Annotated in this window: 16 protein-coding genes; 8 read left to right on the plus strand and 8 right to left on the minus strand. The window is 55.9% G+C overall.

The genetic code is table 11. The features are described 5' to 3' along the window. Nucleotides 1–20 precede the first annotated feature (20 nt). Entirely contained in the window at nucleotides 21–1772 is a 1752-nt protein-coding gene (locus PW844_RS09180; RefSeq protein WP_299450571.1) for a DUF2534 family protein, read from the minus strand. A gap of 30 nt (nucleotides 1773–1802) precedes the next feature. Next, nucleotides 1803–2201 carry a DUF2946 domain-containing protein gene (locus tag PW844_RS09185; RefSeq protein ID WP_299450573.1) on the minus strand — a complete coding sequence of 133 codons (399 nt, stop codon included), beginning with the start codon at nucleotides 2199–2201 and terminating at the stop codon, nucleotides 1803–1805. A 187-nt stretch (nucleotides 2202–2388) separates the two neighbouring features. Between PW844_RS09185 and PW844_RS09190 the strand changes: the two genes are divergently transcribed. Continuing rightward, nucleotides 2389–3330 carry a D-2-hydroxyacid dehydrogenase gene (locus PW844_RS09190; RefSeq protein ID WP_299450575.1) on the plus strand — a complete coding sequence of 314 codons (942 nt, stop codon included), beginning with the start codon at nucleotides 2389–2391 and terminating at the stop codon, nucleotides 3328–3330. Nucleotides 3331–3338: 8 nt separating this feature from the next. Here the strand turns inward: PW844_RS09190 and glsB are convergent, their stop codons facing one another. Further along, nucleotides 3339–4262 (minus strand): glutaminase B, encoded by a 924-nt coding sequence (gene glsB, locus PW844_RS09195; protein WP_299450577.1) that lies wholly within the window; start codon nucleotides 4260–4262, stop codon nucleotides 3339–3341. 146 nt (nucleotides 4263–4408) lie between these two features. On the opposite strand from glsB, the gene PW844_RS09200 reads away from it, so the two are divergent. Together PW844_RS09200 and clcA are read left to right on the plus strand one after the other, a co-directional pair. Then, a complete protein-coding gene (locus PW844_RS09200; protein ID WP_299450578.1) occupies nucleotides 4409–4759 on the plus strand; it encodes a cupin domain-containing protein in 351 nt (116 codons plus the stop codon). Nucleotides 4760–4779: 20 nt separating this feature from the next. Beyond that, a complete protein-coding gene (clcA, locus tag PW844_RS09205) occupies nucleotides 4780–6171 on the plus strand; it encodes a H(+)/Cl(-) exchange transporter ClcA (RefSeq protein WP_299450579.1) in 1392 nt (463 codons plus the stop codon). Nucleotides 6172–6181: 10 nt separating this feature from the next. Here the strand turns inward: clcA and PW844_RS09210 are convergent, their stop codons facing one another. Further along, a complete protein-coding gene (locus PW844_RS09210; RefSeq protein ID WP_299450581.1) occupies nucleotides 6182–7375 on the minus strand; it encodes an L-talarate/galactarate dehydratase in 1194 nt (397 codons plus the stop codon). Between the two features lie 191 nt (nucleotides 7376–7566). On the opposite strand from PW844_RS09210, the gene PW844_RS09215 reads away from it, so the two are divergent. Next, nucleotides 7567–8580, plus strand: a complete 1014-nt coding sequence (locus tag PW844_RS09215; protein ID WP_299450584.1) for a LacI family DNA-binding transcriptional regulator — start codon at nucleotides 7567–7569, stop codon at nucleotides 8578–8580. An 84-nt stretch (nucleotides 8581–8664) separates the two neighbouring features. Continuing rightward, the gene (locus tag PW844_RS09220) at nucleotides 8665–9129 is read left to right on the plus strand and encodes a heme-degrading domain-containing protein (protein ID WP_299450587.1); all 465 of its coding nucleotides are present in this window, start codon (nucleotides 8665–8667) and stop codon (nucleotides 9127–9129) included. 38 nt (nucleotides 9130–9167) lie between these two features. On the opposite strand, the gene PW844_RS09225 is transcribed toward PW844_RS09220, so the two are convergent. The 4 genes from PW844_RS09225 to PW844_RS09240 all read right to left on the minus strand — a co-directional run bounded on the left by PW844_RS09225 (nucleotide 9168) and on the right by PW844_RS09240 (nucleotide 14355). Next, entirely contained in the window at nucleotides 9168–10481 is a 1314-nt protein-coding gene (locus PW844_RS09225; RefSeq protein ID WP_299450590.1) for a cytochrome c, read from the minus strand. 2 nt (nucleotides 10482–10483) lie between these two features. Continuing rightward, nucleotides 10484–12253 (minus strand): GMC family oxidoreductase, encoded by a 1770-nt coding sequence (locus PW844_RS09230; protein WP_299450593.1) that lies wholly within the window; start codon nucleotides 12251–12253, stop codon nucleotides 10484–10486. Between the two features lie 18 nt (nucleotides 12254–12271). Beyond that, nucleotides 12272–13000 (minus strand): gluconate 2-dehydrogenase subunit 3 family protein, encoded by a 729-nt coding sequence (locus PW844_RS09235; RefSeq protein ID WP_299450595.1) that lies wholly within the window; start codon nucleotides 12998–13000, stop codon nucleotides 12272–12274. Nucleotides 13001–13341: 341 nt separating this feature from the next. Next, a complete protein-coding gene (locus PW844_RS09240; RefSeq protein ID WP_299450598.1) occupies nucleotides 13342–14355 on the minus strand; it encodes a LacI family DNA-binding transcriptional regulator in 1014 nt (337 codons plus the stop codon). Between the two features lie 393 nt (nucleotides 14356–14748). On the opposite strand from PW844_RS09240, the gene PW844_RS09245 reads away from it, so the two are divergent. The 3 genes from PW844_RS09245 to PW844_RS09255 are packed head-to-tail and all read left to right on the plus strand — an operon-like array spanning nucleotide 14749 to nucleotide 17855. Next, complete coding sequence (locus PW844_RS09245) at nucleotides 14749–15672, plus strand: substrate-binding domain-containing protein (RefSeq protein ID WP_299450601.1); 924 nt, start codon at nucleotides 14749–14751, stop codon at nucleotides 15670–15672. A gap of 53 nt (nucleotides 15673–15725) precedes the next feature. Next, complete coding sequence (locus PW844_RS09250; protein ID WP_299450604.1) at nucleotides 15726–16904, plus strand: Gfo/Idh/MocA family oxidoreductase; 1179 nt, start codon at nucleotides 15726–15728, stop codon at nucleotides 16902–16904. Nucleotides 16905–16913: 9 nt separating this feature from the next. Continuing rightward, the gene (locus PW844_RS09255; protein WP_299450606.1) at nucleotides 16914–17855 is read left to right on the plus strand and encodes a sugar phosphate isomerase/epimerase; all 942 of its coding nucleotides are present in this window, start codon (nucleotides 16914–16916) and stop codon (nucleotides 17853–17855) included. Nucleotides 17856–17870 lie beyond the last annotated feature (15 nt).

Below are 17870 nucleotides of genomic sequence, written 5' to 3' on the forward strand. Positions count from 1 at the left end.
CTCGCGCCGTGAGTTAAGGTTTACCCCTGTGAATCATCCTTTTCGCCGAGGAAGAAATACCACAGCGGAATCGACATCAGCGCGGTAAACACCGTGGTGTAGAGCGCGATCATAAAGCCCTGGGTCAGATACATGGTCAGTGACCAGCTGCTGAACGGGATACCATATTGTTCAATCACGCCACCGATAATCGCATTACTCATCACCGTGCCGACAATCAGCGCCAGCACACACAGCCCATACAGGAAGTGACGCATCTCCTTGCGTTTCACGGCAAATCGGGCGCGAATAATGCCAAGCGGCGATTGCTGCGCGGCCAGCAGCACCTGCGCATCAACCGGTGCGCGTTGCTGAGCACGGAAGCGCAGGATATCGACCAGCAAAAACGCCAGCAGACTCACGCCCATTACTGGCAGCGCATAACCGAGCGCCAGTGCCAGCAGCAAACAGCCCCCTTTGGCATAGTGTGGTAACGCCAGCCAGGCGGCTGTCAAAGTCTGGGACGGACTGGCTTCTGCCTGCTGTGGACGACGCAGCCACCACATGCGATAACCCAACACAATCATGGTGCATAAACCCAGACCGAAGGCCGCCAGCAGCAGCTGATTTGCCAGGCCGAACAACACCCCCATGTGCGCATCCACACCCCAGCGTGTCAGCTTCGCCACCAGCGGGAAACGATCGAAATACACATGATCGACGATGGTGAAATCCTGTGGATTCACTGACACGGCATCCACCTGAGTCGGCCAGCTGCGATCGATTTCGCTTACCGTCCATGCCTTATCAGCATTTTTCGGCTGACGTAACTCCAGTTTGGTCGCCGAGATTCCGGCAGCTCGCGCTGCGTGCAACGCGCGATCCCAGTCGCCATCGGCGACATTGACCGGGCCATGTTGTACCGGCATCGCCATCGTCGACATATCCATGCCCGGCATACTTTGATGGTCGGCATGGGGGTCGGCGGCCATCGCAGGTTCATCGTGGTTGAGCGCGGTGTTGACCTGTGGCGTCAGCCAGTTCAGTTCGGTGCGCCAGCGATCAATATTGCCACCTGCCCATTGCGACCAGGTCAGTCCGGTGACGGAGAAAAACAGTAAGCCCAGCAGCAGCGTCAGGCCAAGGGTGATGTGCCAGTGTCGGCTAAAGGCAAAGCGTCCACGTGGCGTTTTTGCCTTGCGGCGTGGACGCGTCCCTAGCCACAGCAGTACACCGCCGAGCGCCGCCACCCACAGCCAGGAAGCTGCCAGCTCGCTGTAGTTGCGGCCCAAGTCCCCCAACAACAGGCTGCTGTGCAGCAGGTCGATGGTCATGCGCAGTGGCAGCACGCCACTGGTGCCATAGACCGTCATATCGCCTTTCACCTGTAAGGTGTAGGGATCGATAAATACCGAACGTGACTGCGAAACACCGAGGGAGGGATCGCTGAACTGCACACGCGTGGTATCGCTGGCACCCGGTGCCGGGCGAACGGCATAGATACGTTGTTTCTCACCAGCATAAGCGCGGGCAGCGGCGATTTGTGCCGACAAGGGTTGTGCGTGGTCACCAGGCTGAACACTTAACGCGTCTTTATACAGCACGTTTTCCAGCTGGGGTGTCAGCACATACAGTGTGCCGCTCAGCGCAGCGATAAAGATAAAAGGGGCGACAAACAGGCCGATATAGAAATGTAAGCGGCGTAGCAAATTAAGCACCGCGCCGCGCGGTGCTACAGAGTGAACAGCAGACAAAGCCGTCTTCCTTGCGATAAAAGAATGCTCAAGCGTCATCCAGCGGGATGCGCTACCGTTTGAATCATGTCAGCAGGAGAGAAGGGCAGGCGGCGCGCGCGGTCGGTGGGTTGCGACTTGACGACGGGTCACCGGCGCGATGACGCAGGGCAGCGGTGGGGCGCGGGAAATTACCAGCATCAGCCAGATGAAGGGGATAAACACCCACATCATCAACGGCACATGCACCAGCAAATCACAGTAGCCACAGGCGAATTCGCCATCGTCCATCATATGATGATCCATGCCCGGCATCGCCATATCCGGCATGGCATCGTGATGCATAGGCATGTCGGCCATCATGCTTTGCATGTGGTTCTGACGTTCCAGCAACGTTTTCGATACCACCGGCGCAACAAACAGCAACAACACCGCCACGATGGCGATGCAGACAGTCAGGCGCTGGCGAATTGCAGACGAAAACATCATGGCGGAAACGGAGGTTACTGATTAAATTGGGCGGAAGTGTAACGCGATTACCTGTGATGGGTTAAAAAAACTGAAGGCATTGAAGAAATAATTCGCATCTTTTGAAAAAAATCACGTAACACCCAGCTTTTGTTAACCTTAATGCAACCTGACAAGATCAATAGAGAAACATTAAAGCGGAGAAGCAATGAAGATTGTCACCCTTGACGGCGATACCCTACCGCGTGCGCCACAACGTCCCCAATGGTGTACCGACTGGCAGTATCGCGCCACCACCTCGCTGGCGGAACTGGTCCATGTACTGCATGATGCGGAGATGGTGATCACCAACAAGGTGCCGTTGCGCGCTGATACGCTGCGCCAGCTGCCCGCCTTACGTTACGTCTGCGTGGCGGCTACCGGTTATGACTGCATCGATCTGGCGGCCTGTCGCGAGCGGGGCATTGTCGTCAGCAACGTACCGGGCTACTCCACGCGCAGCGTGGCGGAAGGGGTGATTGCGGCATTATTTGCCCTGCGACGTCATCTGGTGGACTACGTCAACAGCACGCGTAGCGCCTGGCCTGCCTCGTCGCATTTTTGCGCGCATCGTCAGCCGATCCAGGACATCTATGGTGCGACCCTGGGGATCATCGGAAAAGGCGATATTGGCCGCGCCGTTGGAGAGATGGCTCAGGCGCTGGGGATGAAAGTGTTATATGCCGACCGTAAAGGCAGCAGCGTCTTGCGTGATGGGTATGTGCCGTTTGAGCAGGTACTGGCGCAAAGCGATGTGCTGACGCTGCATTGCCCGCTGACGCCAGAAACAAAGCAGCTGATCAATTTATCCGCGCTGGCGCAGATGAAGCCTTCCGCCCTGCTGATCAACACTGCGCGTGGCGGTCTGATCAACGAAACCGAGCTGGCCCATGCGTTGCGCCAGGGGGTGATTGCCGGGGCGGCACTGGATGTGCTGACCAGTGAACCACCCGCTGCCGATCATCCGCTATTGCAGCCTGATGTACCTAACCTGATGCTGACGCCGCATATCGCCTGGGCCAGCCAGCAGGGGGTTGCCAACCTGTTGCGCGGTATTGAACGCAATCTCGCCGGATTCTGGCAGGGCACTGCGCAAAATGTGGTGAGTTAAGCGCACGATTAAAAAATCGATCGTCCCAGCCGTTCCGTCAGCATCTCCAGCATCACCGTACCGGCCAGTGAGTTGCCCGAGTTATCCAGCGCGGGCGACCACACCGCGATACTCATTTCTCCGGGGATGACCGCGATAATGCCGCCGCCAACGCCGGATTTTGCTGGCATTCCCACACGCCAGGCGAACTCGCCCGCACCGTCGTACATGCCGCTGGTCATCATCAGCGCGTTGACCTGACGTGCATGACGCGGTGAAATTACCGTGGTCTCATCACCGAGGCTGCGTCCATGATTTGCCAGGTAGAAGAAGGTGCGGGCCAGTTCGGTGCAGCTCATCGCCATCGCGCAGTAGTGGAAATAGGTTTCCATCACTTTGCTAACATCGTTGTGGAAATTGCCGAAGGATTTCATCAGCCAGGCAATGGCGGCGTTCCGTGCCGAGTGTTCATATTCGGAGCGGGCCACTACCCGGTCATAATTGATGCCATTGCGCTGCGCCAGATGCCGCACAATCTCCAGCATGCGCTGACGCGGTGCGGTCAGTCGGCTTTCCAGCAGATCGCACATCACCAGCGCCCCGGCGTTGATGAAGGGATTGCGCGGTTTGCCCTGTTCCAGCTCCAGTTGCAGCAGCGAATTAAACGCCTGGCCGGAGGGCTCTTTGCCGACGCGCTGCCAGATTTCCGGCTCGTCATATAACGTCAGCGCCAGGGTCAGCGACAGCACTTTCGAGATCGACTGAATGGAAAAACGGGTATCGGCGTCTCCCGCCTGATAACAGGTGCCATCAGCGACATAAATTGCGATGCCTGCCTGATCGGGTGATACCCCCGCCAGCGCGGGAATATAGTCCGCCACTTTTCCCTGCCGGGTCAGCGGGCGAACCTGTTCGATAATCTCTTCCAGCAACGCGTTACTGAGTTCAGACACTTTTATGCTCCGTGCATAGCCATTCTGGCCGGGAATGATCGTGACTTGCCGCCTACGCGTCAATCAGTGACACAAAAAACTGTGAGCAATCAGGGTGAAGCCTGCGTTACAGTGCATTGATTACGCACCGATGATGAGACATCACCATGTTAACCAATCTGTTGCAGGCCTTCCCTGCGGTGGCCCAGGCAGGCAGTGCTGAAACCTTCGAGCAACTTTTGCAACGTCCCAATCTGCGTATCGAACGTATTGTTTCAACCGGCCAGGCCAGCCCGCCGGATTTTTGGTATTGCCAGACGCAGGGCGAATGGGTGTTGGTCGTGCAGGGAGAGGCCGGTTTGCAGCTTGAGGGTGAAGCCGAACGGCGATTACGTCCCGGTGATTTTGTTGATATCCCTCCCGGCTGCCGTCATCGTGTGAACTGGACGGCGGCAGACCAGCCAACGGTGTGGCTGGCGATTCACTACGGTGAGTTGCCCGATACAGAAGAACAATAAATTTAAAGATAGAGGATGGCATGTCTGTTACACAAGATTCTGCGCAGCCGGAAACGGTGATGCGCGCGGGGCGTTTTCTGTTGCTGCAACGCTTGATGCGGCGCGATAAAACTCCGGTTGCTCTGCTATTACTGGCGGCGCTGGTTGGTATTTTGACCGGCCTGGTGGCGGTAGCCTTTGATAAATCAGTGAACTTTATTTTTCATTCACGGCTGAACTGGCTGGCTGATCAGGCGAGTAATCCGCTGCTGAATGTGCTCTGTGCTTTCTTTGCGGCCGCCCTGCTGGGTGCGCTGGGCTACTGGCTGGTACGACGCTTTGCGCCAGAAGCGGGGGGATCGGGCATCCCGGAAATTGAGGGCGCGCTGGAAGAACTCAGGCCGGTGCGCTGGTGGCGCGTATTGCCGGTAAAGTTTATCGGCGGGATGGGCGCGCTTGGGTCGGGCATGGTGCTGGGGCGTGAAGGTCCGACGGTGCAGATCGGTGGCAATATTGGACGTATGTGTACCGATATGTTCGGGGTGCGCTCGTCAGAAGCGCGTCATACCTTGCTGGCAACCGGTGCGGCGGCCGGGCTTTCTGCCGCATTCAACGCACCGCTGGCGGGGATTCTGTTTATCATCGAGGAAATGCGTCCGCAGTTCCGCTACAGCCTGATTTCTATTAAAGCGGTGTTCGTCGGTGTGATTATGTCGAGCATCGTGTTCCGCCTGTTTAACGGCAATGAAGCGATTATCAACATTGGTCAGCTTAAAGATGCACCGACGTCCACCTTATGGCTATATCTGCTGCTCGGCATCCTGTTTGGCGGCTGCGGCGTGGCGTTTAATCGCCTGATTTTCTGGACCCAGGATCAGTTCCAGCGGCTGCATCACGGACGTACCGCGCCCTGGGTGTTGTGGGGCAGTTTGCTGGCTGGTATTTGTGGTGTGCTGGGATGGATACTGCCGGAAGCCATCAGCGGCGGCATCACGCTGATCCCGGATTTCTCTGCCGGACACTTCACCGCGCTGGGATTATTTGCCCTGTTCGCGTTACGCGTGGTGATCACCATCTGCTGTTTTGCCTCTGGCGCACCCGGCGGAATTTTTGCGCCGATGCTGACACTGGGTACCCTACTTGGTACCTGTTTTGGTCAGCTTTGCGCACATTGGTTTCCTGGTTATCAGCTGGAAGCGGCGACGTTTGCCGTCGCCGGCATGGGAGCGCTGTTTGCCGCTTCGGTGCGAGCACCGCTGACGGGCATCGTGCTGGTGCTGGAGATGACCAATAACTATCAGCTGATCCTGCCGATGATCATCACCTGCCTGGGAGCCACGCTGGCGGCGCAATTCTTTGGTGGCAAACCGCTGTATTCGTCGTTGCTGGCGCGCACGCTGGCGAAAGCCCAGCGCCGCGAAAATGTGACGTAGCAGCTGTCATTCAGGGCCGCTTACCCACGCTGTGGGTAAGCGTGGTCCATTTACGCGCCTGCTCGCTCAAGCTAAAACCGAGGCCGTGGCGGTCAGAAATCAGCATGCGCCCATCACGCAGTTCCAGCTGTTCATTGAATAGCGGATTGAGCCACTCAAAATGTTCCAGCCAGGGTTCAATCGGGTAGGCGGCCGCCAGATGGATATGAATCTCCATGGCGAAATGCGGGGCCAGCTTGCGTCCGTGACGGGCCGCCAGATCCATAATCTTCAGAAACGGCGTGATACCGCCGACGCGCGGTGCATCGGGCTGGACGAAGTCGCTGGCGTTACCGAGGATCAGCTGCTCATGTTCGCGGAAGCTGGTGAGCATCTCACCGGTGGCAATCGGGGTGTCCAGCGCGGCGGTCAGAGCTGCGTGCCCCTCAACATCGTAAGCATCCAGGGGTTCCTCAATCCACACCAGATTGAATTGTTCCATTTTGCGGCCCATGCGAATGGCAGTTTCACGATCCCATTGCTGGTTGGCATCGACCATCAGCGGGAAATCATCGCCCAGCGTCTGACGTACCGCTGCCAGGCGACGCAAGTCTTCTTTGGTATCAGGCTGGCCGACTTTGATTTTAATGCCGCCGATGCCGTTCTCGCGTGAAATGGCGACGTTCTTCAGCACCTGATCGAGCGGGGTATGCAGGAAGCCGCCCGAGGTGTTGTAGCACTGCACCGAATCGCGATGCGCCCCGAGTAGTTTCGCCAGCGGCAGACGGGCGCGTCGTGCTTTCATATCCCACAATGCAATATCGAAGGGGGAAATAGCCTGCACGGCCATGCCGCTGCGGCCCACGGATGCGCCAGCCCACAGCAGTTTGGTATAGATTTTATCGATATCGTTAGGATCTTCGCCGAGTAACGCATCGGCGATTTCGCAGGCGTGAGCATAAATACCCTGGCCTCCGGCACGTTTGGAATAGCTGAAACCGATACCCTCAAAGCCATCACGCGTGGCGATTTCCGCCACAATGATCGCTACTTCGGTCAGTGGCTTCTGGCGTCCGGTCAACACCTTGGCATCGCTCACTGGCGTCGCCAGCGGCAGAAAGGCCAGCGATAAATTGACCCAGACGATACGGTCGCCACTTTCGGCAGCGGTAGCGGCACCCTGCGCTTTGGCATAAGTCACTGCGACGGAATTAACACCTGACATGCGAGTCTCCTGTTAAAATGATTGCGCTAACATTTTTGCTTCGAAAGGAATATGCGCCAGGATGTTAGGTTATTAATGTTCACCTGATCACATTTTCGGCATTGCGAAGAAAAAAATGATAGCCCTAACATTTACCGGGGAACGCCGTTTTACGTTATGCTAGCCGCTGGTTTTCTCCAGGCTAAGTGGCAATGAAACAACGCAATCTGGCGCGCAAAGGTGCGCCGACGCTGGAAGATGTGGCCCGGGTGGCCGGTATTTCACCGATGACAGTCAGCCGTGCGCTCAATTCGCCCCAGCAGGTCCGGCCCGCTACGGTAGAGAAGGTGCTGGCCGCCGTACAGGCCACCGGCTATATCCCGAACGCACAGGCGGGTAGCCTCGCCACCAATCGTAGCCGTTTGATTGCCGTGGTGGTGCCGCAAATTAACAACAACATGTTTGTTGATACCATTCAGAGCCTCAATGACACCCTCAGTGCGCAGGGTTATCACATGCTGTTGTGCGTGACCGGCTATGAGGCCGAGACTGAGGCGGAAACCGTTGCCACGTTGCTATCGCGTCGGCCCGATGGGGTGGTGCTGACCGGTATCCATCACAGCAGCCAGCTGAAGAAGGTGTTGTTGCAGGCCGATGTGCCGGTGGTGGAGATTTGGGATATGACACCGACCCCCATTGATATGCTGGTAGGCTTTTCTCATGAAAAAGTGGGTGCATGCGTAGCGGCCTATCTGGCGCAGCGTGGGTATCAGCGACCGGCATTGATCTGGACTGACGATCAGCGTGCATTGCAGCGTAAGCAGGGCTTGCTGGAGGCATTAAAAGCGCAAGGCATCGCTCTGCTTGTCGATGCACCGGTCGCGCTGCCCGCGCTGATGACGCGTGGTCGTGAAGCCTGCGCTGAGGTATTGGCGGCCTATCCCACGGCAGATGTACTGGTATGCAGTTCCGATACCCTGGCGCAGGGTGCGCTGATGGAAGCGCAGGCGCGCGGCCTGGTGGTTCCCAGACAGCTGGCGGTAATTGGTTTTGGCGATCTCGATTTTGCCGCCGCTAATTTTCCGGCGATTTCTACGGTGCGTATCGATCGTCAGGCAATGGGCAGGCTGGCGGCACAGCAACTGCTGAGCCGTTTGCAGGGCGAAGCAGTGACTACGCCAATTATCGATATGGGTTTTACCATGATTCCCCGTGATTCGGGCTAAGGCACGTGATCCTCATCACTGGTGAAAAATATTTTCCATGTTATAAATTGTGGAAATTTTATTTCATATGGAGAGGAAACCGTTATGTCATTATCGCTTAGCCTTGAAACCCTGTTGCAACAGGAAGCGGAACACCGTCTGCCGCAGTTTGACTTCGATCTGGCCTGGCAAATCGGTCAGAGCATCCAGCAACGTGGCCGTGAAGCGCAGGCACCCATCTCGATTGAAGTCTATGCTTTTGGTCAGGTGCTGTTTCTGGCGGCGTTGCCAGGATCCTGTCCGGATAATCTGGAGTGGATGCGACGCAAAAGGAATACCGTATTGCGTCATGGTCACTCTTCAATGTATGTGGGGCTGCTTAACGAGCAGAAGGGTGAGCGGATGGATCGGCAGGCTTTTATCAGCCAGGCGGATTACACCGATCACGGTGGTTCTTTCCCGCTGCTCAATCCTCAGGGCGCGATTCTCGGCGCTGTCAGCGTCAGCGGTTTACCTTCTGAAGATGACCACGCGTTAGCGCTATGGGGGATTGCCCAGCTGCTGCGCTGATCGGCGATGACCGCGTTTGCGGTCATCAATACCTACAATTACTGCATTGCTGGCGTCTTCAGCTTCTCTCCGGCACCGGTTGTCTGGCGCAGCGTTGCCACATCACTGGCTTTCACTTCTGCCGCCTGATTGCCCCACGAATTGCGCACGTAGTTGAGCACATCAGCCATCTGCTGATCGTTTAACTTCCAGGCGAAGGCGGGCATCCCCGCAGCCGTTGGGCGATCTTCGGTATGTGGCGCACGCGCGCCATCCAGCAGCGCATGAATCATATTGGTGGGATCATTAAGCATCGCTGTGTTACCTGCGAACGCCGGTACCATTCCGTGAATGCCTTCTCCCGCCAGTCCATGACATGCCGAGCAATCCACCTCATAACGCAGTGCTGCCTGGTCATGACGTGGTTTATCCATCACGAAGCCTGTCGGCTGCGGGGTCGCGGAGGCGGGCAGGCTGCGCAGGTAAGAGGCGATGGCGTGCAGGTCCTGATCGTTGAAATATTGTGTCGAATGCTCGACCGCTTCAGCCATCGGACCCGCCGCCACGCTGCCGCCATTGGAGCCGGTTTTCAGGTAATCGGCGATCTCTTCATCTGTCCACTTGCCGATACCGGCATGGGGATTCTGTGAAATATCCGGTGCATACCAGCTGCCGAGATTGCCACCCTGAAGATACTGGCTGCTGATCTCGCCACCAAGGGCATTACGCGCGGTGTGGCACACGCTACAGTGCGCCGGGCCATCGACAATGTATTTGCCGCGATTCCATGCATCGGTCTGGGTACTTTGTGGTTTAAACGCGGCATTATCGAAGAACAACATGTTCCAGCCTGCCATCGCCAAACGAATGTTATACGGGAAATTCATCCCGGTATTTTCGTCGATGGCGTTTTTCACCGGTTGCTGCACGGAAAACCAGGCCCAGAGATCGTGCATATCCTGATCGCTGATTTGCGTATAAGCGGTGTATGGCATGGCTGGATAGAGGAAGCCATGCTCGCCACGTCCCTGGCGCACCGCGTTGAAGAAATCGCGCTCAGTCATTTTCCCGATACCGGTTTCACGATCCGGTGAGATGTTGGAGGTCAATAACGCACCGAAAGGCGTATCGATCTTATAGCCACCGGAAAAATCAGCGTTATGGCAGGCGGCGCAGTCGGAGAGGCGCATGACGTATTCGCCGCGTTTAATGGCGGCATCATCGTTGCTATGAAAATCCGCCAGTTGCACCTTATCGTCTGCCACGTCTGAGCGGTCGCTATCCAGTACCACCCACATTCTGCCGGTCACGCCAATTGCCGCGACCACCGCCAGCGCGGCGAGGGTCCAGCTAATCTTTTTTGCTTTCGCCATGATTACGCTCCCACCAGCGGTGCCGGATTTTTAATGTAGGTCTGGTGGATGGCTTGTGCCGCACGTACCGCCAGCGCACCCACGGTCACCGTTGGGTTGTAACCGCCATTGTTGGGGAAGGCTGATGCACCGACCACAAACAGGTTGTGGGCATCCCAGCTTTGCAGGTACGGATTCAGTGCTGAAGTGCTGGGATCAGCCCCCATAACTGCGCCGCCGATAGTGTGCGAGCTGTGTTGCATATAGGGGTTCCAGCTTTGTTCTGCCTGGTTATCCACCACCAGATGCTGGCCGCCCACTTCCTTCATGATGTTGATAGCGCGATCGGTGACGTATTTCGCCATGCGCACATCGTTTTGGTTCCAGTCAAAGGTCATACGCAGCAGCGGCTGGCCGTGGCGATCTTTGTAGTTGGGGTCAAGATCGAGATACGCCTCGCGCATCGGCATCGAGGTGCCCTGGCAGAAAATGGTGCCCGCGGTCTGATAATCACGCGCATAGCCCGCTTTCCACTCGCTGCCCCAGCGTTTAGTACCTGGACGCAGTCCGTTCATGTTCTGAATCGGGCGGCCATTGGTGGAGAAGCCCATAATTCCGGCACCACCAATAAAATCGAGGCCGCTATGATCGAAGTTATCGCCATTGAAATCATCGATTTGTACTGCCAGCGCGCCGCCGCCAATAAACGGGTTCATATATTCGTTATCGAAAAAGCCGGTGACGCTGGAGCAGGTCTGGTAGTTGTAGTTACGGCCAATGGTGCCGCGTCCGGTACGGGGATCGTACTTTTCGCCCACCTGCGACAGTAGCATCAGGCGCACGTTGTCCATCTGATAGGCGGTGATGCAGACGATATCGGCAGGCTGGAAACCTTCCACTCCCTCTTTGGTGATAAATTTCACCCCTTTCACCGTCTTGCCATCATCATGCTTCACGGCATGCAGCACTTCCGTTTCCGTCAGCAGCGTGAAGTTGGGGCGACGCATCAGTACCGGCAAAATGCAGGCCTGGGGCGAGGATTTGGAGAAGTTGCCGCAGCCGTGGAAGTCGCAGAAACCGCAGTAGGTGCACGGCCCCATGCTGACACCCAGCGGGTTAACGTAAGCCTGCGACAGGTTGCCTGCCGGAACGGTGAACGGGTTGTAACCCATCTTTTCCGTGGTGTGGCGAAATTTGCTCATCCAGTGGGTATCTTTCAGCGGAGGCGTCGGATAGTCGCGCGAGCGGGGTCCCTCGAACACATTGCCGCCTTTGCGGCGCTCGCCATTGAGATTACCGGCGAAACCGGAGGTACCGGCGATTCGCTCGAAGCGGTCGTAGTAGGGGGCCATTTCATCATAAGTGATGCCCCAGTCCTGCAACTGCAATCCCTGCATTTTGTTGGCACCGTAGCGTTCACGCGTTTGTGTCGCGACCTGAAAATCCCACGGGGTAAAGCGCCATGACATCCCGGCCCAGTGCGTCCCGGCACCGCCGACGTTCCAGCCAAACTGAAACGCCGACCAGTTACGCACCGGTGCGGCCAGCTGATCGCTCCGGTTGCGGAAGGTAGTGGTTTCAACGCTCATCGGTTGCAGAATTTTACGTCGGGTATGGAAACGCAGTTCATCGGCATCAATGGAAACCGGGAAATCAGTGGAGGTATCGCGCCAGGCACCACGCTCAATCGCGACGACATTTAATCCGGCGCGCGTCAGTTCTTCGGCCATCACCGAACCGGCCCAGCCCAGGCCGACGATAACCACGTCAGCCTTATTTCTAATTTGTGACATTGACTCAGCTCCGGCGTATTAATCGTTGGGAATCAGACTGACGGGAATCAGCGCCAGGTTTTCGTTGCGGCGCTCAATATAAGGGCGATAGTCATAGCGCGCGCCGGGGAAGCCAATCATCTTCCAGCCAGCCATATTTTTATTGCCACCGTAAATCGGATCGGACAAATAGCCTTCGCGCGCATTTTGCAACATTAATTCAAAGAACGCCTGGCTGTTTACCGTATTTCCCAGATCAATTTTTCCGTCTTCCATCTTTGTCAGAAAGTCATCGACTTGTTGCGCATTTAAAGTATGAAATGACGCCTGATGGTTTTTTTGTGCCCAGGATTCCAGCGCAACCAGCCCGGTTAAATAACGTTCCTTAGGCGTGGAGAGAAATTGCGGACTACCCATAATTTTCTCTTCATTTTCCGGGTGCAGTGGTGCGGCTAAATAAAGCGCCGCGCCGGAGCCATAATCGCCAGCCAGTTGATTATCGAGAAATTCAATACAACCGGCTTCACTGGCCGAGGGGCCGAGGTGATCGGCGGGAATTAAACGATCAAAAATCGCGGCCAGATTCTGGCGATCCAGGGGGTTGGTCAGTACCTGATAGCCCTGCTGCCACGCGGGATACGGCAGGTGATCGGCACTCATTTGGGTTTGCAGCGGGACATCATTTAACTCCTTCGCGCGCAACTGAGGGGCGACGGCAAGCGACGCCACAATCGAGCTGAGCGAAAAGAGCGCTTCTCTTCGGTTCATACATCTTTCCTTTCATCATTCCGTCTGCTGACGGATACGGCAGATAAATTTTACAGAGCACGACGTTCTAAACGGAAGGCACGGCGATGCCGCGCGATAAATAGCGTGCAGGCAACAGCGACGAATCCGTATTCGTTATTATTTTCTCAGAAGGTATTTAAATAGGGCCAGAGCATGCTGATATTTTCGGTACACGTATCCACAGGATGGAATTTCCTGGCCATAAATAATAAAAAATCAATTGATATATTTTTTATGCTGCCAACGCTGCGGGTCCTGACGGCAGCAACTCTGGCAGCAATATTCACGTTGGGGCAGGATAATGGCTCCTCCTTATTACCTTATGGCTTCAGGTGAGAGCGTCGTATATGCAATTCTCCCTGTGTCCAGACGCCACCCGGGGTGGCACGTTCATCAATCAGCCGGTTTAAGGCTTCTTCAATCAACAAATCAATACGCTGACTATAGGTGGTGAGTTGCCAGCCGGGGAGGGCGGCTTCCTCGATACCATCAAAACCCACCACCGCCATATGTTTATTACCAGCGCCCTCGTGCAAGGCTTCCAGCGCACCCAGCGCCAGCGCATCGTTCTCACAGAACAACGCGTCAATGCGATCGGCAGGCGCGTGTGCATTGAGATACTCCGTCAGCACCGTATAGCTGCGCTCCTGGGCGTAGCCACCGGCCGTCAGCATCACTTCCAGCGTTAACCCCGCCTCCGTCAGCGCCAGCTGTAAACCATCAAGACGCTGCAAATGGTTGCTGCTGGTTTCCGGCCCGCGCATATAACCGAAGCGTGTATATCCCTGCGCCAGCAGCAGCTCTCCCAGCTGTTTCCCTGCACGCTGGTCATCGATTTTCACCACATCGATACCCGGAACATCATTGTTGCGACACAGCTGCACCAGTGGGATAAGGTGCAGTTCCTGCGCGATGTCCACCAGTTCTTCCGTCAATACCGTGCCGAGGAACAGCAAACCATCAACCTGCAATTGATCGGCTAGCATCATCACCGATTTATGATTCTCGCTATTGGTGATGTTGAGCAGCAGGGCCATGTAACCGCGTTTCTGCAACTGGTTGGTTACCGTATCAATCAACAGCAGCGAGTGCGGATTCCTCATCTCATCAATCACGACCCCAATAATGTGCGTCTTCTTTTGCGACAGGCTGCGCGCCAACAGGTTAGGGCGGTAGCCCAGCTCAGTTGCCACGGCCAGCACGCGTTCACGCGCTTTGTCGGAGATTGACGCACCTGGCGTAAAGGCACGCGATACCGTCCATTTCGACACGCCCGCCTGGCGTGCAACATCGCTGGCGGTGGCTTTATGGGGTTTTGTGATGGGTTTGCTCATAGCACCTGCATATCGGAGTTAGCGAAAGACCCCTGCATTGAACGTGAAACCCAAGCGAAAATAAACACCCAAAGCGCGTTTGTGCGTCGAAACCTGTCGTGAAATAACCCTGTTTTTATGATGTTGCGATTATGTTTGATCTTTGCACCCGATTGCAATGTTTTTTGCAATCGGGTGCAAATGATTAACATTTTGTGATCGCTTCCGCTGATTTACATTTTGCTGGATTGACTAAATTTTCGGCGTGGTCGACATTTTCGCCAGTACCTCCCCTGAAGATATGACTGTCCGTCTCTTTTTTTTGCTTATTTTGCACCCGGGTGCAAAAAGTGAAAATCAGCAGTGTCGCTCTTCCGGTCGGATCATAACACCATGACCCTACAGGAAATGACCATGAAGACTGTGAAAACGGTAGTTCTGATATTAGGTGCACTGGCCATCGCCAGTGTGCAGGCTAAAACCTGGCAGGTGGGCGTTGCACTGGCCAATTTCGACCTCAATTTCGTCTCGATTCTGCGTACCCAGATGGTACATGAGCTGGATAGCTCAGGCATGAAAGGGCAGTTCTCCGATGCCAAAGGCGATGTGGCCCTCCAGGTTCAGCAGGTGGATGATTTTATTAACCAGGGCGTTGACGCCATTATCCTCAACCCGGTAGATACCCAGGGGGTAAGGCCGATGATGGAGGCGGCCAGACGCGCCAATATCCCACTGATCTTTGTGAATCGTAAACCGGAGGTGAAGCTGGCTGGGCAGATGGCGTATGTCGGTTCCGATTCGGCTCTCAGCGGTAAGATGGAGATGGAAGCGCTGGCGCAACGCATGAACTACAAAGGCAATGTCGCCATCATCATGGGGGCGTTGTCGAATGAAGAGGCGCGTGAACGCACCCGCGCGGTGGAAGAGGTGATTGCTGCGCACAAGGATATGAAGGTGGTGGAAAAGCAAACCGCCAAATGGCAGCGCAACGAGGCGGTGGATGTGGTGTCCAGCTGGTTGCTCAACGGTACGCCGATCGATGCCATTGCCGCCAACAACGATGAAATGGCGATTGGGGCCATCATGGCGCTGAAGCAGGCGAAAAAGGAACACGTATTGGTGGCGGGCATTGATGGTACGCCGGACGGTCTGCAATTTATTAAAAGTGGTGATATGGCGGTGACCATCTTCCAGGACGCGAAAGGACAGGCCACCGGTGCGGTGCAGGTCACCAGGGCGATGCTGGATAAACAGAAAACCGCTCCCTATAACTGGATTCCGTATGCCACGGTGACCCAGGCCAATTACCTGCAGTTTGAACAGAAAAACCAGAAATGAACCCTTACCTCTGACCTCAATTGCACCCGAGTGCAAATAATTAAGGAATGGCTATGCAAAACGGTGAAAAGAAGATCCCTCGTCCTTTACGCTGGGCAATGATTGGTGGCGGACGTTTAAGCCAGGTGGGCTATAAACATCGCTCCGGCGCGCTGCGCGATAACACCGCTTATCAGCTGGTGGCCAGTGCGTTTGATATTGATGCGGAACGTGGCCGTGATTTTGGCGTCAACCTCGGAATGAACGCCGAACGTTGCTACGACAACTATCAGCAGCTGCTGGCAGAAGAGGCGCAGCGTGATGATGGCGTTGAAGTGGTGACCATCGCCACCCCTAACGGCACGCATTATGAGATCACCAAAGCAGCACTTAATGCCGGGATTCATGTTATCTGCGAGAAACCGCTGTTTTTCACAACTGAGGAAGCACAGGAAATTAAGGCCCTGGCGGCAGCGAAGGGGCTGATTGTCGGTGTCACTTATGGTTTCTCCGGCCACCCTTTACTGATGCAAATGCGGGCGATGATCGCCAAAGGCGATATTGGCGAAGTACGCATGGTCGAATTGCAATACACCCACGGATTTAGTGCCAGCGATAGCGCCGACAAATTCAGTGATGCGCAAAAATGGCGTGTTGACCCGAAAATCGCCGGGCCCTCTTTCGTGCTGGGTGACATCTCTACCCATACTTTCTATATCTCGCAACTGGTGCTGCCGCAGCTGCATATCCAATCGCTGTTATGCGATCGCCAGAGTTTTATCCCGTCGCGGGCCCCGCTGGAAGATAACGCGCTGGTGTTGATGCATTACGACAACGGTGCCGTGGGCCGCATGTGGGCGTCATCGATCAACGCCGGTTCGATGGATAGCCAGAGCATTCGCGTGATTGGTTCGCGCGCCAGCCTGGAGTGGAGTGACTACAACCCTGGCGAGCTGAAATATGAAGTACAGGGACAGCCGAACCAGATACTTCATCACGGTATGCCGTATCTCGATGACAGCGCGCTGGCGGATGAACGCCTGGGTGCGCTGCACACCGAAGGGTTGGCGGAGTCATGGGCCAATATCTACCTCAAATTTGCCATTGCCATCAGCGCCACGCAGCGCGGCGATCAGCAAACTCTCGACAGCTTGATCTATCCCGATATTAACGCCGGTCTGGAAGGGGTGCGCTGGATCGAAAACTGTGTCCGTTCGGCGGATAACGGTGCCTGCTGGGTCAACTATCAATAAGGAACCCTCATGAGACTCTCTTTTTGTACTGATAGCCTCGGGCATCTGCCGTTTGCAGCGATGCTGGATAAATTGCTTGAGCTGGGCGTGTATGGCGTTGAAATGACCACCGGGGGCTGGTCATCGGCACCGCATCTGCGCACGGAAGAACTGCTCGCCAGCGCCAGTCAACGTCGGCAGCTGCTCCAGGCGCTGGAAACCCGAGGTATGACGATCGCGGCGTTGAATGTATCGGGTAATCCGCTGGATGTTGGCGAGCTGGGGCAGCGTCATAAACGGGACACCGAACAGGCACTGGCGCTGGCCGGTGAGCTGGGAGTGGAGAAAATTGTGATGATGAGTGGCCTGCCGCCCGCCAGTCCTCACGACACCATCCCAAACTGGATCACTTACACGGTAAGCTGGCCGCCAACGCTGAAAAATTGCCTCGATTATCAGTGGAATGAGGTAGCGATTCCCTACTGGCTGGGGCTGGTGGAGCGGGCGAAAGCCAGCGGTGTGGCACGTTTCGCGCTGGAGAACTTTAGTTCGATGCTGGTGTGGAACCCGGAAACCTTGTTCCGTTTGCGCGATGCCGTCGGGCCGATGGTCGGTTTAAACCTCGATCCCAGCCATCTGTTATGGATGGGAGGTGACCCGATTGCAGCGGCGCGGGCGCTCGGACCGGCGATTCACCATGTACACGGTAAAGATGTGCGACTGGAGCGTGGGCTGGTGAATATCAACGGGCTGCTGGAAACTAAACCGGTGGAGGATGTTGCCAATCGGGCCTGGAACTATGTTGCGGTGGGCTGCGGCCAGGATCTGCAATGGTGGAAGGCGTTCTTCTCGGTGGTGCGCATGATGGGCTACAACGATTGGGTCTCACTGGAAATGGAGGATCTCACCATGTCCGTGGAGGCGGGTGTCACCTCGTCAATCGCCGCCCTGCAACAATCCATCAGTCAGTAAATCCATTAACACGGC

The organism is Pantoea sp., from assembly GCF_028283705.1.
Classification (GTDB): Bacteria; Pseudomonadota; Gammaproteobacteria; order Enterobacterales; family Enterobacteriaceae; genus Pantoea.

Excerpts from the sequence above, each read along its gene's own strand:
- PW844_RS09235 (WP_299450595.1), bottom strand. The coding sequence starts at position 13,000 with ATGAACCGAAGAGAAGCGCTCTTTTCGCTCAGCTCGATTGTGGCGTCG.
- PW844_RS09210 (WP_299450581.1), bottom strand. The coding sequence starts at position 7,375 with ATGTCAGGTGTTAATTCCGTCGCAGTGACTTATGCCAAAGCGCAGGGT.
- PW844_RS09240 (WP_299450598.1), bottom strand. The coding sequence starts at position 14,355 with ATGAGCAAACCCATCACAAAACCCCATAAAGCCACCGCCAGCGATGTT.
- PW844_RS09230 (WP_299450593.1), bottom strand. The coding sequence starts at position 12,253 with ATGTCACAAATTAGAAATAAGGCTGACGTGGTTATCGTCGGCCTGGGC.
- PW844_RS09245 (WP_299450601.1), top strand. The coding sequence starts at position 14,749 with ATGAAGACTGTGAAAACGGTAGTTCTGATATTAGGTGCACTGGCCATC.
- PW844_RS09225 (WP_299450590.1), bottom strand. The coding sequence starts at position 10,481 with ATGGCGAAAGCAAAAAAGATTAGCTGGACCCTCGCCGCGCTGGCGGTG.
- PW844_RS09185 (WP_299450573.1), bottom strand. The coding sequence starts at position 2,201 with ATGATGTTTTCGTCTGCAATTCGCCAGCGCCTGACTGTCTGCATCGCC.
- PW844_RS09250 (WP_299450604.1), top strand. The coding sequence starts at position 15,726 with ATGCAAAACGGTGAAAAGAAGATCCCTCGTCCTTTACGCTGGGCAATG.
- PW844_RS09200 (WP_299450578.1), top strand. The coding sequence starts at position 4,409 with ATGTTAACCAATCTGTTGCAGGCCTTCCCTGCGGTGGCCCAGGCAGGC.
- PW844_RS09180 (WP_299450571.1), bottom strand. The coding sequence starts at position 1,772 with ATGACGCTTGAGCATTCTTTTATCGCAAGGAAGACGGCTTTGTCTGCT.
- PW844_RS09255 (WP_299450606.1), top strand. The coding sequence starts at position 16,914 with ATGAGACTCTCTTTTTGTACTGATAGCCTCGGGCATCTGCCGTTTGCA.
- PW844_RS09215 (WP_299450584.1), top strand. The coding sequence starts at position 7,567 with ATGAAACAACGCAATCTGGCGCGCAAAGGTGCGCCGACGCTGGAAGAT.
- PW844_RS09220 (WP_299450587.1), top strand. The coding sequence starts at position 8,665 with ATGTCATTATCGCTTAGCCTTGAAACCCTGTTGCAACAGGAAGCGGAA.
- clcA (WP_299450579.1), top strand. The coding sequence starts at position 4,780 with ATGTCTGTTACACAAGATTCTGCGCAGCCGGAAACGGTGATGCGCGCG.
- PW844_RS09190 (WP_299450575.1), top strand. The coding sequence starts at position 2,389 with ATGAAGATTGTCACCCTTGACGGCGATACCCTACCGCGTGCGCCACAA.